Source organism: Bradyrhizobium sp. WSM1253 (genome assembly GCF_000244935.1).
GTDB classification, from domain to species: domain Bacteria; phylum Pseudomonadota; class Alphaproteobacteria; order Rhizobiales; family Xanthobacteraceae; genus Bradyrhizobium; species Bradyrhizobium canariense.
In genome coordinates this window covers 6,382,633-6,397,031 of record NZ_JH600073.1, presented here as the reverse complement: position 1 = coordinate 6,397,031, position 14,399 = coordinate 6,382,633, and the positions used below count along the sequence as shown (strand labels likewise).

At 63.8% G+C, this 14,399-nt stretch carries 14 protein-coding genes; 6 read left to right on the top strand and 8 right to left on the bottom strand.

From position 1 onward, the window contains the following. Window positions 1–133: 133 nt before the first annotated feature. The 4 genes from BRA1253DRAFT_RS31195 (at window position 134) to BRA1253DRAFT_RS31180 (ending at window position 2,881) form a co-directional block, all read left to right on the top strand. A complete protein-coding gene (locus BRA1253DRAFT_RS31195) occupies window positions 134–322 on the top strand; it encodes a DUF4169 family protein (RefSeq protein ID WP_007600963.1) in 189 nt (62 codons plus the stop codon). Beyond that, window positions 319–573 (top strand): ribbon-helix-helix domain-containing protein, encoded by a 255-nt coding sequence (locus BRA1253DRAFT_RS31190; RefSeq protein WP_007600962.1) that lies wholly within the window; start codon window positions 319–321, stop codon window positions 571–573. Before BRA1253DRAFT_RS31195 ends, BRA1253DRAFT_RS31190 begins: the two co-directional genes overlap by 4 nt. 140 nt (window positions 574–713) lie before the next feature. Next, on the top strand, window positions 714–989 hold the full coding sequence (locus BRA1253DRAFT_RS31185; protein ID WP_007600961.1) for a FeoA family protein: 276 nt from the start codon (window positions 714–716) through the stop codon (window positions 987–989). Window positions 990–1,009: 20 nt separating this feature from the next. Then, window positions 1,010–2,881 (top strand): ferrous iron transporter B, encoded by a 1,872-nt coding sequence (locus BRA1253DRAFT_RS31180; protein WP_007600960.1) that lies wholly within the window; start codon window positions 1,010–1,012, stop codon window positions 2,879–2,881. A 259-nt stretch (window positions 2,882–3,140) separates the two neighbouring features. Here the strand turns inward: BRA1253DRAFT_RS31180 and BRA1253DRAFT_RS31175 are convergent, their stop codons facing one another. Beyond that, window positions 3,141–3,755, bottom strand: a complete 615-nt coding sequence (locus BRA1253DRAFT_RS31175; RefSeq protein WP_007600959.1) for a TetR/AcrR family transcriptional regulator — start codon at window positions 3,753–3,755, stop codon at window positions 3,141–3,143. Window positions 3,756–4,013: 258 nt separating this feature from the next. Between BRA1253DRAFT_RS31175 and BRA1253DRAFT_RS31170 the strand changes: the two genes are divergently transcribed. Then, a complete protein-coding gene (locus tag BRA1253DRAFT_RS31170) occupies window positions 4,014–5,003 on the top strand; it encodes an alpha/beta fold hydrolase (protein ID WP_007600958.1) in 990 nt (329 codons plus the stop codon). 94 nt (window positions 5,004–5,097) lie between these two features. Here BRA1253DRAFT_RS31170 and BRA1253DRAFT_RS31165 read toward each other — a convergent pair whose 3' ends face one another. Genes BRA1253DRAFT_RS31165 through soxC form a run of 4 tightly spaced genes read right to left on the bottom strand, consistent with a single transcriptional unit; the run spans window position 5,098 to window position 7,783 of the window. Continuing rightward, window positions 5,098–5,451 carry a hypothetical protein gene (locus BRA1253DRAFT_RS31165; protein WP_007600957.1) on the bottom strand — a complete coding sequence of 118 codons (354 nt, stop codon included), beginning with the start codon at window positions 5,449–5,451 and terminating at the stop codon, window positions 5,098–5,100. Window positions 5,452–5,495: 44 nt separating this feature from the next. Further along, entirely contained in the window at window positions 5,496–5,966 is a 471-nt protein-coding gene (locus BRA1253DRAFT_RS31160) for a DUF302 domain-containing protein (RefSeq protein WP_007600956.1), read from the bottom strand. Between the two features lie 10 nt (window positions 5,967–5,976). After that, on the bottom strand, window positions 5,977–6,525 hold the full coding sequence (locus BRA1253DRAFT_RS31155) for a c-type cytochrome (RefSeq protein WP_007600955.1): 549 nt from the start codon (window positions 6,523–6,525) through the stop codon (window positions 5,977–5,979). Continuing rightward, window positions 6,512–7,783, bottom strand: coding sequence for a sulfite dehydrogenase (soxC, locus tag BRA1253DRAFT_RS31150; RefSeq protein ID WP_007600954.1), 1,272 nt, complete (start codon window positions 7,781–7,783; stop codon window positions 6,512–6,514). Before soxC ends, BRA1253DRAFT_RS31155 begins: the two co-directional genes overlap by 14 nt. 162 nt (window positions 7,784–7,945) lie before the next feature. Between soxC and BRA1253DRAFT_RS31145 the strand changes: the two genes are divergently transcribed. Then, complete coding sequence (locus tag BRA1253DRAFT_RS31145; protein WP_007600952.1) at window positions 7,946–8,443, top strand: GNAT family N-acetyltransferase; 498 nt, start codon at window positions 7,946–7,948, stop codon at window positions 8,441–8,443. Between the two features lie 325 nt (window positions 8,444–8,768). Here the strand turns inward: BRA1253DRAFT_RS31145 and BRA1253DRAFT_RS31140 are convergent, their stop codons facing one another. The 3 genes from BRA1253DRAFT_RS31140 to BRA1253DRAFT_RS31130 form a co-directional block, all read right to left on the bottom strand. Next, the gene (locus tag BRA1253DRAFT_RS31140) at window positions 8,769–9,020 is read right to left on the bottom strand and encodes a hypothetical protein (protein ID WP_007600950.1); all 252 of its coding nucleotides are present in this window, start codon (window positions 9,018–9,020) and stop codon (window positions 8,769–8,771) included. A gap of 58 nt (window positions 9,021–9,078) precedes the next feature. Next, window positions 9,079–10,197: a DUF2336 domain-containing protein gene (locus tag BRA1253DRAFT_RS31135; RefSeq protein WP_007600948.1), complete on the bottom strand. Its 1,119-nt coding sequence runs from the start codon at window positions 10,195–10,197 to the stop codon at window positions 9,079–9,081. A gap of 357 nt (window positions 10,198–10,554) precedes the next feature. Next, the gene (locus tag BRA1253DRAFT_RS31130; RefSeq protein ID WP_007600946.1) at window positions 10,555–14,214 is read right to left on the bottom strand and encodes an AsmA-like C-terminal region-containing protein; all 3,660 of its coding nucleotides are present in this window, start codon (window positions 14,212–14,214) and stop codon (window positions 10,555–10,557) included. Between the last annotated feature and the right edge of the window lie 185 nt (window positions 14,215–14,399).

Genomic DNA, 14,399 nt, shown 5'->3' with positions numbered 1-14,399 from the left:
TCATCGTTTGATGGCCCAAGGGTCGATTGACGAGGACAAGCGAATGGCGATCAAGTCTCATTGGGCGCAGTGCGGCGCACAGTTTCTGAATGTTTCATCCTGCCCACGGAGGATCGGATGATGGAGACGCGACATGGCGAACGTCATCAACCTGAATCGTTTCCGGAAGCGCGCCGAGCGGGAAGCCACGGCGAAGCAGGCGGACGCCAACCGAACGAAGTTCGGCCGCACGAAGGCGGAGCGGTCGGCGGAGGAGACGCGCGCGGACCAGGCGAAGGCGCACCTGGACCAGCACCGGATCGATCGCGAGGAGCAGCCATGAAGTCGCCCGTCGTGAAACGGTCGATCGTCGTCGCCGGCCACAAGACCAGCGTCAGCCTGGAAGAGGCGTTCTGGAACGGCATGAAGGAGATCTCGGGCCTGCGCAACATGACGCTGTCCGAGTTGGTCGGCGAGATCGACGGCAACCGCCAGCAGGGCAATCTGTCCTCGGCGATCCGCCTGTTCGTGCTCGACTACTTCAAGAGCCGCGCCATGGCCGCCATCCAGGCGGAAAAAGTCCCGGCCCAGTAGCCGTCTTGGCGCCGAGCTTGGTGCCCGATCTTGGCGCCAATCGCCTCCGTCACGAAGCTGATACTTTAAAATCACTCTAAGGTGCAGTTTCAGCGACCGAGCGCGCTTGACCTCGATGCCCTGCGTTGAAAATACAGGGCATGACCGACATCCATGATACACGTCCGCAGATGCCGCTGGGCCTGGCCCAGCGCGGCTATACCGGCGTCATCCAGCACCTTTCCCCGAAGGACGCAGGTTCGGCGCTCTCGGACATCGAGCTCGAGAGCCGGCTGATCGAGCTCGGCTTCGTCGAGGGCGCCCGGGTCGAGGTCCTGCACGAGGGGCTGGTCGGGCGCGACCCGATCGCCGTGCGGGTCGACAGCATCACCATCGCGGTCCGCCGTCGCGAAGCCATGGCCATCATCGTCGCCTGAAGCGACCGGACCCTAATTCCATGGAATTGCCCCTACTTCATCTCGCCCTGGTCGGCACGCCAAACAGCGGCAAGACCTCGCTGTTCAATGCGCTGACCGGCAGCCGGCAGAAGGTCGCGAACTATCCCGGCGTCACCGTCGAACGCAAGGAAGGCTTCTTCGTCACGCCCATGGGACGCCAGGTCTCCGTGGTCGACCTGCCCGGCACCTATTCGCTGCGCGGCCGCAGCCCGGACGAGGAGATCACCCGCGACTTCGTGCTCGGCAAAGCCACCGGCGAGATCGTGCCCGACCTGGTGCTGTGCGTGGCCGATTCCACCAATCTGCGCCTGACCATTCGGCTGCTGCTGGAGCTCAAGCGCACCGGCCGGCCGATGATCCTCGTGCTCAACATGTTCGACATCGCGACCCGCCGCGGCATCACTGTCGACGTCGAGCGGCTCGCCAAGGAGCTCGGCGTGCCCGTGGTCACCTCGATCGCGGTGCGCAAGGGCGGCACCGCCGACCTGCTGTCGCTGACCGACGAGATTTCGGCAAAGCTCGCGGCCGAGCCGGGAGAGAACAATTGGCGGGCGCTCAGCGTGGCCGATTTGCGCGCCACCCAGCGCGAAGCCGACCGCATCATCGCAGACTGCGTCAGCCTGCCCAGCAGGCCCGACACCTGGACCGCGCGGATCGACGCGATCGTGCTGCATCCCGTCGGCGGGCTGATCGTGCTCGCGGCTATCCTGTTCGTGATGTTCCAGGCGGTGTTCGCCTGGGCGCAGCCGCTGATGGAGCTGCTCAATTCGGGCTTCGACTCCCTCGGCGAGTTCGTGCATGCGACCCTGCCCGCCGGCCTGCTGCAGAGCTTCCTTCAGAACGGCGTGATATCAGGCGTCGGCAGCGTCATCGTGTTCCTGCCGCAGATCATCATCATCTTCCTGTTCATCCTGCTGCTGGAAGATTTCGGCTACATGGCGCGCGCCGCGTTCCTGATGGACCGCATCATGGGCGGCGCCGGCCTGCACGGCCGCGCCTTCATTCCGCTGCTGTCGAGCTTTGCCTGCGCCATTCCCGGCATCATGGCGACGCGCGTGATCGACAACAAGCGCGACCGGCTGACCACCATCCTGATCGCGCCGCTGATGACCTGCTCGGCGCGCATTCCCGTCTACACGCTGATCATCTCCGCCTTCATTCCGGCCAGAGACGTCTGGGGCTTCATCAACCTCCAGGGCCTCGTGATGTTCGGCCTCTACGCTGCCGGCATCATCAGCGCGCTTGCCGTCTCGTTCCTGATCAAGTTCTTCATGCTGCGCGACTATGCGCCGGCGCCGTTCATGCTGGAGCTGCCGGACTACAAAATGCCGCGGCTGAAATCGATCGCGATCGGCGTCTACACGCGGGCCAAGATGTTCCTGCACCGTGCCGGCACCACGATCTTCTCGATGATGGTGCTGATCTGGTTCCTGGCCTCGTTCCCGCAGCCGCCCGCGGGCGCAACCGAACCGGCGATCGACTTCAGCCTGGCCGCGATCATCGGCAAAGCGCTCGAGCCGCTGCTCGCGCCGGTCGGCTTCAACTGGCAGATCGCGGTCGCGCTGATCCCGGGCATGGCGGCGCGCGAGGTCGCGGTCGCAGCACTCGGCACCGTCTATGCGATCGAAGGCGGCAAGGAAGCGGCCGAGCAGATCGGCCAGGTGCTGGCGACGAAATGGTCGCTCGCGACCGCGCTATCGATGCTGGCCTGGTACATCTTCGCCCCGCAATGCGCATCCACGCTGGCCGTGATCCGGCGCGAGACCGGAAGCTGGACCTGGATGGCCGTGACCTTCTTCTACATGCTGGTGCTGGCCTATGCCGCGAGCCTTCTGACCTACAATGTCGCGGTCGCGTTCGGGGCGGGATAGCCCCTCCCGAAAATAAAAAGCGCGAAAACAACCCCATGCACAGTAGACCGACGCTGTGAGATCAATGGGTTACGCGTGTGTGAAAATCGTCAGGCCGCAGCCGGATAGAGCCCGCACAATCCGCGCGACCGGCTGTTCGGCGGTTGCACCGTCGGGCAAAACAGGCGCATGATGGTATCGTCGGAGAATTGGCGCGACGTTCCGTGGCGGCAAGATAGGCCGGCATAGTGCGCAGCGGCAAGGAAGTCCGCCGTTGCAGCTACCGTCCGCTCCGCCGAGAGCTGACCGCGGGTCGCCCCTCGGGGGCCGCCCACCCCTGAACACTCACATCCGCCAGCGCGTCGAATATAGCCGCTGTCCGTTCCAGGCGGGCGATCGTACGTGCGCCTTCGACGGCAGCGACCAACGCGGAAGCGGTCGAAGAAGCGCGCGCGGAAGTGAAACCGCACCCCCTGAAATGCTCCACAACGATCTCGGTTGAATCAGCAAATCCGCGCGCGACTCGCTTGGTCAGATCAGCGTCGAGTGCAGGAAGCTCGTTCGCCAGATTTTGCATGAGACATCCATACTGGAAATCAGAGGCGACCATTTCGGCCGCGAACGCGCCGAAAATCTGACGAACGAAACTCAGGGCATCACCGGTCGTATTCGCCGAGATAGCCCGCAACACAGCAATTCTACTCGCAACGTAGCGATCGATTGCTTCTTCTGCGAGCTGTGCCTTACCGCGCGGAAAATGAAAATAGAACGATCCTTTGGGCGAGCCGCTTTCTTCGATGATCTGGTTCAATCCCGTCGCAGTGTAGCCTTGGATGCGAAACAGTCGCTCGGCAGTGGCAATCGCGCGAGCGCGGGCGTCAGTCTTACGGGGCATCCTTCAACGTAACATGCCTGGCTTGACACCGCTATGGTGATCGCCATACTATGGCGATCACCATAGTAAATGTGCCCGTTGTACCACCGCTCTCAAATCGACCTCCAGAAGTTGCATGCGAGGGCACGACACTCTCCCGGATTGCTGCGCAGGAAATACTCATGAGTTCGAGCCACTTCAGTTTCGGCAACTGCTCCAGCGAACGGGATCACTGAGATGGCCTCTAGATCCTGCGTGATGATGCTTTTAGGAGCTGCCATGTTCACTGCGATGTCCACTCGCGTCGTTTCCGGAGAGACGTCAGGCGATGCCATCTGGCACAATAAAATCCCTGCCGCTTTGAGTGAGCCTGCCGCTGATATCGATAAGGATCCGAACCTTCAGCACAGATATGCGGAGAATGCGGGAACGAAAATCCACTACGTCACCATGGGATCCAATCAAAAACCGCTGATGGTGTTTGTGCACGGATTTCCCGACTTTTGGTATTCCTGGCGAAATCAGCTCCAGGAATTTTCAGCAAATTATCAGGTGGTCGCCCTTGATCTGCGCGGTTACGATTTGAGCGATCGGCCAGAAGGTGTCGAGAACTATAAGTTTCCGGTTCTCCTTGATGACATCCGCGCCGTGATCGATGCAGAGGCAAACGGGCGCAAGGCCATCCTGATTGGGCACGACTGGGGCGCCGCTTTATCGTGGCTATTCACCGGGCAAAATCCGGATCTGATCGAAAGACTTGTCGTCCTCAGCGTGCCTCATCCAGGCGCCATCACGAGGGAGTTGCTCCCTTGGAACCACCCTATCGCGCAGGCCAAGGCCAGCGCCTACGCCACACGGTTCTTCGCTCGAGGCAAAGGCGACAATCTGACTGCGCAGGATTTGGCATACTGGGTCGTCGATCCCCAAGTTAGGAGTCGATACATCGAGGCTTTCGCGAAATCCTCCATCACGTCCATGATGAATTATTACAAAGCCAACTACGCGTTTTCTCAGCTTGCGCTCAATCTTTTCGATCCAACCATGAAGAAGCTCACCGGTGCCGCGATCAAATGCCCGGTCTTGCATGTGCACGGAATCGAGGAGAGCCACGCTTTGCTAAGCACTATTGATTTGGAAAAGTCATGGATTGAAAATCCCGACAATCTCACGGTCAAAATCGTACCTGGCGTTGGCCACTTCATTCAGCATGAAGTGCCGGACTACCTTAATCAGACGATTGCCTCCTGGTTGAAAGATTCAGGAAGCTGAGCCCGGTCTTGCGAGGCTAAGCGCCGAGGGGCTTCGTGAAGATCACCTGGCCGGCCTCCTCGTCGCATTGCATCTCGATGCCGAGCTATCCGGCTCAGCGTACTCGCTCAGTGCGTTCGCTCGGTGTACTGGGGCCCGAACTGACGTCTTCTTCGTTCGAATCGCTCTCCGGCTCCTGGATCAGCACGGCCGGTTCGTCGTAACCCTTGCGGCTGCTGTAGAACACCAGCGCCATCAAGCCGATGCCGACGACCAGCGAAAACACGACACCGAGCACCAGTGCGACATAACCCGACGCTGGCACCTCCGTCGTCGTGCTGAACCAGCCAAGATAGCCGAGCGCGCCGGCACCGACGAGGAAGGCGCATAACACCGCTATGACCAGCCATCTGGCGATCTTGCCGTCTCCGGGAGCGGGTGATTCCGGTTGCCCGTCTGTGCTGTTCATGGATCTCTCCTCATGGCGATGCGTCGCGCGGCCATCCCGTCACGCTAGGGTGCGGTGACCTTGGTCGCGATCGCGTGCAGGGCCGCCGTCATGGCGACAATTGCAGCCTTGGCCGGCTCGCCGATGCCGTGACGCCCGGCGATATACGCCGGATCGTTGTAGGACAACCAGGTCGCGCCTTGCTCGTCCTGCCAGACCAGCGCCTTCAGCGGCAGATCGATGCCGCTGGTCTGCGACTGCTGCATCAATGGCGTACCACCCCTGGCGTTCCCGAAGATGATGAGATTGGTCGGGCGCAACGGCAGGCCGGCAGCGGCGGCGCCCGCGGCGTGATCGACATGGGCGAATATTGTGAGGCCCTTGGCCGTCACTTCCGCTTCCAGCCGCTTCATCGTCTCTTCAGGCCCGAAACTGCTCCTGATCGTGATGAGTCCGTCGACGGCCATTGCTTGGGTCTCCCATAAACATGTCGCAGCAACCAGGACGAGGATCTTGAGCAGCGCCGAAACCCTCATGATCACACGCTCATTTCTTGCGGAATAGTTTTGCCGGATCGAATTGCGGATCCGGAATGAAGCCGTCGCGGTTGGGCATCTTGATCTTCGGCAAGCTGTCCTTGTCGACCTTGCCGTCGGGAGGAACGATGCCGTTCAGACTCAGGATGTAGGCGGTGACGGCATAGGTGTCGTCGGTGCTGAGCGAACCCGGTGTGGGATATGGCATCGCGCGGTGAATGTAGTCGTACAAGGTCGTCGCATAAGGCCAGAAGCTGCCGACGGTCTTGACAGGCGCGCTGGAGGCGAGTGTGCCCTGCCCACCGGCCAGACGATCCTTGATCCCGCCCTGGCCATTGTCGCCATGACAGGCCGCGCAATTGTCGGCGAAGACCTGCTTACCTTGCGCAACCGTGCCGCTGCCCACAGGCAGACCCTTGCCATCGGGTGCGACGTCGATGTCCCATAGCTTGATCTCCTCCGGAGTCGCGGGACGGCCGAAATCGAATGCAAATGCGGGCGCCGCGAGCAGGCCGAGCGTGAGAGCCGCTGCGACAAGCCGATTGTTATGCGAGGACATTGCGGACCCTCCCGGCCTCGTCGATGCTCCAGGTCTGCTGCGCATTGTAGTGGAACAGCGCATTGCTCCCCGTCGCGGCGATGAAGGATTGCCGGTCCGGCTGAACGTTGCCTTGCTCATCGGTCGAGCGACTCACGATCCTTGTCGGCTTGCCGTCCCAGACCCAGTCCATCTGGAATCGAACCTGCGCCTTCGACAGCACCGGCTGATTCAGCTGCGCCTGTTTCCAGATTTTCGCGCCGTCGGTCGATATCTCGACCTTGGCGATCTTGCCATGGCCGCTCCAGGCGAGACCGGAGATTATGTTGTAGCCGGGCTGGATCTGCATCGTGCCCGAGGGCTGCGTGATGACGGAGTTGGTTTCCATCCTCAGCTGAAACTGGCGGGCCGTGCCGTTGGCCAGCAGCTGCGTGTAGCGCGCCGTTTCCCAGCGGGTCATCCAGGGCTCAGTGCCGAACTTGAGACGGCGCAGCCATTTGATGTTGAGATTGCCCTCGAAGCCCGGCATCACCAGCCGCATTGGAAATCCATGCGCGGGGCGCAGTGGTTCGCCGTTCTGACCGTAGGCGATAAAGGCCTCGTTCACGATTTCGTCGGTCAGCGGAATGCTGCGGTCGACGCCCGCGCCATCGCCTCCCTCGGCGAGCATCCAGTTCGAGTTCTTCTCCTTGCCCGAGAGACCAATCAGGAACTTCAGCGGAACGCCGGTCCACTCATTGGTGCTGACGAGGCCGTGCGTGTTCTGCACCGTCAGATCAGGGTCCGCCTTCTTCCAGTTTTCCCATCCGTTTCCAGTGCATTCGATGAAGACCACGCGCGTAACCGACGGCATCCGCTTGAGATCGTCGACGCTGAACACCAGCGGCTTCCGAACCAGGCCATGGATGAGCAGACGGTGCTGCGCGGGATCGATGTCCGGCACCCCGGAATGGCTGCGCTCGTAATGCAGATCGGTTGGCGTGATGTTGCCCACCAGCTTCTGATGCGGCGTCTTGGAATTGATGGCATCACTGGGGTCGACGTTGCGCTTGCCAGGTCCCGCCTCGGGAATGCGATCGATCTTGACGAAGCGCGATCGTTCGCTGTGCGCACCGAGATCGGCGCCGGGCCCGCGATCAGGGATTTCGGCCAGCGTTTGCGCCACCGCCGCTTCGGTCGCAACCGCGCCCAGAACGCCCGCCGACAGGCCTCCCACAAAACCACGACGCGAGACGCTCGCGGGCCGTGACGGTGATTCGATTTGCGTTTTGGACGTCATGCAATCTCCGTCGACTTTCGTGCTGATTTGGAAATTCCACCGCTTTTCCATGGGAACATTGACCGAATGCCGCCGAAATTGCCCGTTAGGATGTGTTAGAAATCATGATGGGTGGCGAAGGCGCGTCATCCTGCCCTGCTCCGAAAGCGGCTATCCGGGTCCATGGATCATTTCAGCACCGAGAACCTGACTGCCGAGAGGCTTCGTGAGGATCACCTCGCGGACCTCGTCGCATTGCATCTCGATGCCGAGGTGTCCCGATATCTCGGCGGCGTGCGCCCGGCGGAAAGGACCAAGACCTATCTCGACGCCAATATGGCGCATTGGGACCAGCATGGCTTCGGGCTGTGGGTGTTGCGAACGAAAGACGGGGCATTCGCCGGGCGAGCGGGCATCCGGCACATCCTGGTGGACGATATCGACGAGATCGAGATTGCCTATGCGTTCAAGCGCGAATTCTGGGGCCGTGGACTTGCAAGCGAGACCGCGTCCGCACTGACGGATATCGGACTGTTACACCACCAGCTGCCGTCCCTCATCGGCCTGGTCTACGTCGGCAACGGCGCATCGCGCCGCGTTCTGGAGAAGGCCAACTATCTCTTCGAGCGAAGCACATTCCGTCACGGCGAAGACGTCGTGATCTACCGTATCCGGCGGTGAGAGACGCAAGTTCGTAGGATGGGTAGAGCGAAGCGAACCCATCACGCATCAACACGCCCGGAGGCAAGATGGGTTTCGCAAGGGCTCTACCCATCCTACAGCTGCGCCGCTGTCGGCGCATTGGCGTGCCATTGAAGGAGCGGCGGTGGTACCCTGCTCTCCGTCATTGCGAGCCACCGGGTCCGCGCGAAGCGCGGCCCGATGACAGGCTCCGCGAAGCAATCCAGACCGCCTCCGCGGGAAGATTCTGGATTGCTTCGCTGCGCTCGCAATGACGGTGTGGAAACAGCCGCGTAACGCGGATGGAGCGGACGCCTCAGGTGCCCTACCTGAAATACCCCAGCACGAGATCGACATCCGCGCTGCCGGCCACCGTGCCGTTCAGCTCGGCGTCGATGACGCGGCGGCAAGCTTCGATCGCGGCGTGGTCACTGAGGTCGTTGGCGGCTTCCAGCACGAGCCAGGCGGCATCGACCGAGGCCTGGTCCGCTGCTCCCCCGCCGATCTCGCCGGCTGCGGCCTTGTTGAGGTCCTTGTTTGGATTCTTGCGAACGGCGGTGCCGAATTGAGGCAACATTGCAAATACTCCCTGCCAATTCCCGGATGATGCTCGGTGTACCTGTTCGGTGGACCGCTCAGTGCACCTGCAGCTCGGGCTGACGACCCGTGACGGGATCGGTGCCGGTCTTGCGCGACTGGTAGAACTTCAAGACGCTGCGCGAGGTCTCGATCTTGAGCTTGCCGAAATCGCGCTCGTTGTCGTGGAGCTCGCGCGCCGTGATCAGATGATCCTTGGCGCCGAGGAACAGCAGCGACATCGTGGTGTCCCATGAGAAATCGAGCGCCTTGCACAGCACCAGGATCATCTCGCGATTGCGGTCCATCATCGCACGCTCGATCACGTCGACAGGCAGCGATGACAGCAGCGACAGCCCGATCTGCACCTCGTCGAAGCGGTGCTGGCGCGCATAGTTCGAGATCGAATCCTGGTTGAGGTTGCCCTGCCGGTACTGCGTCGTCACCACGCGCTTGGCGACGAAATAGCTGCGCGAGGATGGGCCGAACTTGGATTGCAGGTCGCCGGTGACGTCGCTCACCGAACTCTGGATCTGCGCCATCATTTCTGGGCGCTCGTGCTCGAGCCGGCGGCGGACGTCCTCCGACGCCTTCGAGATCAGCTGCTGGAAGATGTGACGCGGCACGTCCTTGCGCAGGCCAAGCTGCTCGGCAAGAATCGAGTCACCCTCGGCACGGCGAACCATGTGGAGCAGGCCCGAGCCGGAGAAGCGCGCGCCCTCGTTCCGGGCAACCGACGTCACGACCTCCTGGTCGCCGCGCTTGACCAGCACGTCGGTGACGGCCTCGCCGATCGACTTGCGCTGGGCGATCGCGAGCAGATGCGACTGGCTCTTGGTCATGGCGCTCTCGATCAGCAGCTTCTCGTCGATACGATTGGAGTCGCGCAGCACGGGGCCTGCGACCTCGATCTCGTCGGCGGTCGCGAGTTGCGCAATGACATTGAGCGGAGCGTGATCGCAGGCTGCCATGACCTCAGAGAGCTGCACCCGCGCAGCAACCTCGATCTCGTCGGCGAGCCGGCCGATGACCTCGCCGAACGTGCTGATCTCGTCGTCGCTGTAGCGGCCGGTGATCAGAATGTCGGTCGCATGCCACAACGCCTTGTTCCGGCTTTCGTCGGTGCCGCGTGCGATCGCGTCGTCCAGATCCTGCAGAAGTGTTGTCGCGCCGTTCATCCCGATGACCCCAGTTCTTGGCTAGCCATCCTGCTTGTGCCGCAGGACGCCGAGTTCCTCTGGGAACAGAGACTAGGGAACAAACGCGAGAATCCGGTAAAGTCGGCAGATCAGTTTTGCCGGGCAAAATTCGTTAAAAATCGAGGGAATGAGTTTACCGGTGGGCCACCGGCGAAGGTGCGCTCCCTCTCCCGCCTGCGGGAGAGGGTTGGGAGAGGGTGTCTCAACGGAGGGATTCCCCCAGAGGAGAGAGCCCTCACCCGGCACGCGGGACGATGCTTCGCATCGCCCGGACGCGCCGACCTCTCCCGCAAGCGGGAGAGGTTAAGAAGGCGAGCGGCCCGACCTCCAAACCAATCACGGATTCGACGGCGTCAGCACCAGCGGCGGCTTGGGCCTGGGCTTTGCGGGCGGCGGGCCCGGGGCCGGCCTCACGTCGATCGGCGGGGGCAGCGGTGCGATCTGTTGGCTTGCAAGCGGCTGGCTTGTGAGTGGAGGGCTTGTCAGTGGCGGGCTTGGCGCCGCGGGAGCGGCGTGCGGCGGCTTCGGTGTCGGCGCAACCCTGATATCGGCCTTGGGCTTCGGCGGCGGCGCGCGGCGCGGATCGCGGCCGGGCATCGGCACATCCTGCAGCGACGGCTCCGGCACGGGATCCGGCGACACCAGCGTCGGCAGCGCGGCGGTCGCCGGCGGCGGCTCGCCGCGCTCGATGGCGTCCAGCCGGCGCGTCTCGCGGTCGATCGTGCGCACCGCAAGCCAGGAGGACAGCGGCCCGACATCGACGGTGCGGTTGAGCCTGTCGGGGGGACCGGCCGCGAACAGCTGGATTTCCGGCGGTGCGCCGGAGAGCCCGGTCATGATCGGCGTCAGGCTGGCGCGTATGTCGGCCTGGTCGGCGGGGATGTCGTAGCCGCCGGAGACGATGGCACGCGCGTTCTTCGCCTCCAGCGACGTTGCGCCGACGCGCAGGCGCCCGTCGCGGATCGTGAACGGGATCTGCGCCGAGGCCACTGCAATCGGACCCGCCGACAGCGCGGGCTCGACCAGTTGCCGCAGCCGGTTGTCGTCGGCAATTTGGCCGCCGTCGCTGGCGCGGATGGCGATCTCGAAGGCGCGCGGATTGAGGCCGGAGATTTCAGCGGATTCGAGCGTCACCGTGCCGTTGCCGGCGAGCGCACCGGTGAGCGCCGCGACGCTGCGGCCCTGGCTGATCAGCGCCATCTGCGCCGAGGCGCGTCCCTTCGGCAGCGCAAGGTCGCGGTAGCGCAGCGCCGCCGCGTCGACATTGCCGAGTTCGATGCGCGCGTTCAACGTCAGACCATTGGCGCCATTGCGCGCATCGAGGCTCGCCGACATCTCGCCGCCGCCGACGCCGCCCTTCATTGCGTCGAGCGCGAGCGACTGACCGTCGCTCCGGACCGTGCCGCCGAAGGGGCGCAGCTCGATGCCGCCGGGCAACGTGCCGTGCAACGCCTGGAAGGCGACGCGGCCGCGCCAGCCGCCGAGAAGCCCGGCATTCAACGGCGCATTGGCATCGTGTCCGGCCGCACCGATGGCCATCGCGAGCGCCGGCACGAGGTCGAGCGTGTCGAGGCCGACTTCGCCGTCGACGGTCTTCTCCTGATCGAGCGTCACCGCCAGATGACCGCGCAAATGCGAGCCGGCCAGTGTGCTGTCGAGATCGTTGAAGGTCAGGCGGTTGCCGGCGAGGCCGACGCGCGAGGACAGATTGACGCTCTGCACCGATTTATCGGCCAGGCTGGTCCCGAACAGCGGGGCCAGATTGGCGTTGCGCACGCGCAAATTCACGCTGCCTTTCGGCTCCGACAATTCGACGTTGCCTTGTGCGTCCGCGTCCAGCCCGCCGCCGCTAAGCTTTGCATTCAATTGCAGCTGATGGTGCCACGCGCCGCTCAGATGGCCCTCGAACTGCGAAGCGCCCTCGCCTGCGGCCAACACGCGATCGAGCCCGAGCAGCGCCAGCAATGCACTGGCCTGCGGTGTCGAGACTTTCGAATCCAGCGTGAATTCGCTGTTGCGCAAACGGTCGATGTCGATGCCGTTGAGGGCGGCCACCGGCGTCTGCGCGGCCAGCGTCGCGGTGGCCTTGAGTTGCGGCGCGTCGAGCTCGATCACCGCGCGCGCGTCGTTGCGATCGGCATGCTCGGCGTTCTTGTCGAGGCTGAGGTCGAGCTTGAGGCGGGTCGCACCTGGCAGCGACGGGATGGCGTCGAAGCGCGCGCGCACCGACGGCGCAAACGGCTCGATCAGTGCGGTGAGATCGCGCAGCGAATTGGCGGAGGATTTCAGCGCGAGCTTGCCAATGGCCTTGGCGCGGTCGAAACTGCCGCTCGCTTCCGTGGTCACGCCACTGGCCTGGCCGAACCGCAACTGCTCCAGCGAGAGCGACGCCGGACCGTAGCCGAGTTTCGCGGTGAACGGCCGCAGCTCCTGCCCGGCCGAGATCGCGCGGCCGATATCGAGCGACAGCTTCGCTTCCTCCGGCCATTCGCCCTGCGGCCCCGAAAGCGCGCGCACGAAACTCGCGGCGGCATCGAGGTCGAGGCGATCGGCCTTGAGCTCCGCGTCGATCCGCGAGCCCTTGCTCGCGCCGGTCTGGACGAAAGCGATGCGGCCCTCGACCGCGCCGCCCTCGATCTCGGCCTTCAACCTGTCGATGGCGAAATGGTTGGCGGCAATGGTCACGTCACCGGCAAGGCGCATCGGCCGGGTGCTGCGGCGGTTGACCTCGCTGCGGCCCTGAAGCCAGGCCACCAGCGTATCGGGATCGGAGGAATCGACGCTGAGACGGCCGCTGAAACTGTCGGCGCCGGGCGTCGCGCCGTTGAGCGAGAGCTGCGTCTGGCCTGGCGCGCGCAGCTCGAGCCGCTGGAAGGTCCAGGATCGTCCGTCGGTCGCAAGCTCGGCCGTGATGTTCTGGAGCGGCCGGCCGCCGAGCATGATCTGGTCGGAGTTGAACTCGATCTGTGCCGGGATCGGCGCCTGCGGGATTGCGGCGAGACCTGCGCGGAGCGCCGGAAGGATGCGCTGCGGCTCGGTATCGTTCTTGGCCGTCAGCTTGTCGGCATCGACCTGGCGCGCTGACAGCACCGCGCGCAGCAGCGGCGAGGCCCCGAACCTGACATCGCCGACGCCGCCGAGCTTCAGCGCGGAGTCTTCGGGCCCGAAGCTGGCGTCGACCTGCTCGAACTTGGCGCCGGCCGGATCGGCCTTGAGTTTCGTCGTGAGCTTCCAGGGCATCGGCCCCGCATCGCCCGACTTCTTCGGCGCGGGCACCGCGAGTGTCAGCGCGCCTTCGAATTTCGGCAGGCGATTGTCGAAGGCAAGCACGCCTTCGAGATCGGCGAGAATCGCGCGCTCGCCGGGATCGATGTTGAGGTGGAGGCGGGTGGCATTGCCGTCGGCGCTCGGGCCGGAGGAGACGCGGAACGGATAGCGCACCCCAGCGGCGGTGAAACTGCCGTCGCCCCGGACCGAGCCGGCCAGCGAGCGCACGTCGCCGGAGAAGGCGATGTCGTTGAGCTCCAGCGTCGAACGGCTGGCGGCATCATGCAGGGCAATGCGGCCGGTGAGGTTCAGCCGCTCGATCGCCAGCGAAGCCAGATTGAAGCTGCCGCTTGCGGTGGACGGCAAATCGACCCGCCCGCGCGCGTCGAGGCCGAGATCGACCGCCATGCCATTGACCGAAAGCTCGGTGGCGCGCCATTCGCCGCGCATCAGCGAGCTCAGGCTGAACTCGACGTCGAGCTTGTCGGCGCGCAGGCGGCCGAGATCGTTGTTGCCGCCGAAGGTGACCCCGCGCAGCCGCAGCGTCGGCGCCGGCAACAGCCGCGCGTCGAGCTCGCCCGCCACCCGCACCGGCACGCCGATGATCCTGCCGGCCTCCGCTTCGAACTGGGGCCTGAACTGGTTCCAGTCGACGAAGTAAGGCCCGATCAGAGCGGCCAGCAGCGCTAAGATAAAGGCAATCGCCAATCCGAGCAGCGTCGTCTGCACGGGTCTCCCCTCGGCCAAACCGGATGCGGGCCTTGCCTGAGCCGCAGGGCCTCAGACGTACCGGAACAGCCCCTTATATAGGGAGAAGTGTGGCGAAGTCACAGCGACTGTTGCGCGCGGAGGTTAACGCGGGTGTGAGACCCTCATGGTGAGGAGGCGCGAAGCGCCGTCTCGAACCATAGAGG

Bases quoted from the DNA above. Each gene is read 5' to 3' on its own strand.
- BRA1253DRAFT_RS31190 (WP_007600962.1), top strand. From the start codon at position 319: ATGAAGTCGCCCGTCGTGAAACGGTCGATCGTCGTCGCCGGCCACAAG.
- soxC (WP_007600954.1), bottom strand. From the start codon at position 7,783: ATGACGTCCAAAACGCAAATCGAATCACCGTCACGGCCCGCGAGCGTC.
- BRA1253DRAFT_RS31175 (WP_007600959.1), bottom strand. From the start codon at position 3,755: ATGCCCCGTAAGACTGACGCCCGCGCTCGCGCGATTGCCACTGCCGAG.
- BRA1253DRAFT_RS31140 (WP_007600950.1), bottom strand. From the start codon at position 9,020: ATGTTGCCTCAATTCGGCACCGCCGTTCGCAAGAATCCAAACAAGGAC.
- BRA1253DRAFT_RS31155 (WP_007600955.1), bottom strand. From the start codon at position 6,525: ATGTCCTCGCATAACAATCGGCTTGTCGCAGCGGCTCTCACGCTCGGC.
- BRA1253DRAFT_RS31180 (WP_007600960.1), top strand. From the start codon at position 1,010: ATGGAATTGCCCCTACTTCATCTCGCCCTGGTCGGCACGCCAAACAGC.
- BRA1253DRAFT_RS31145 (WP_007600952.1), top strand. From the start codon at position 7,946: ATGGATCATTTCAGCACCGAGAACCTGACTGCCGAGAGGCTTCGTGAG.
- BRA1253DRAFT_RS31135 (WP_007600948.1), bottom strand. From the start codon at position 10,197: ATGAACGGCGCGACAACACTTCTGCAGGATCTGGACGACGCGATCGCA.
- BRA1253DRAFT_RS31185 (WP_007600961.1), top strand. From the start codon at position 714: ATGACCGACATCCATGATACACGTCCGCAGATGCCGCTGGGCCTGGCC.
- BRA1253DRAFT_RS31165 (WP_007600957.1), bottom strand. From the start codon at position 5,451: ATGAACAGCACAGACGGGCAACCGGAATCACCCGCTCCCGGAGACGGC.
- BRA1253DRAFT_RS31195 (WP_007600963.1), top strand. From the start codon at position 134: ATGGCGAACGTCATCAACCTGAATCGTTTCCGGAAGCGCGCCGAGCGG.
- BRA1253DRAFT_RS31170 (WP_007600958.1), top strand. From the start codon at position 4,014: ATGTTCACTGCGATGTCCACTCGCGTCGTTTCCGGAGAGACGTCAGGC.
- BRA1253DRAFT_RS31160 (WP_007600956.1), bottom strand. From the start codon at position 5,966: ATGAGGGTTTCGGCGCTGCTCAAGATCCTCGTCCTGGTTGCTGCGACA.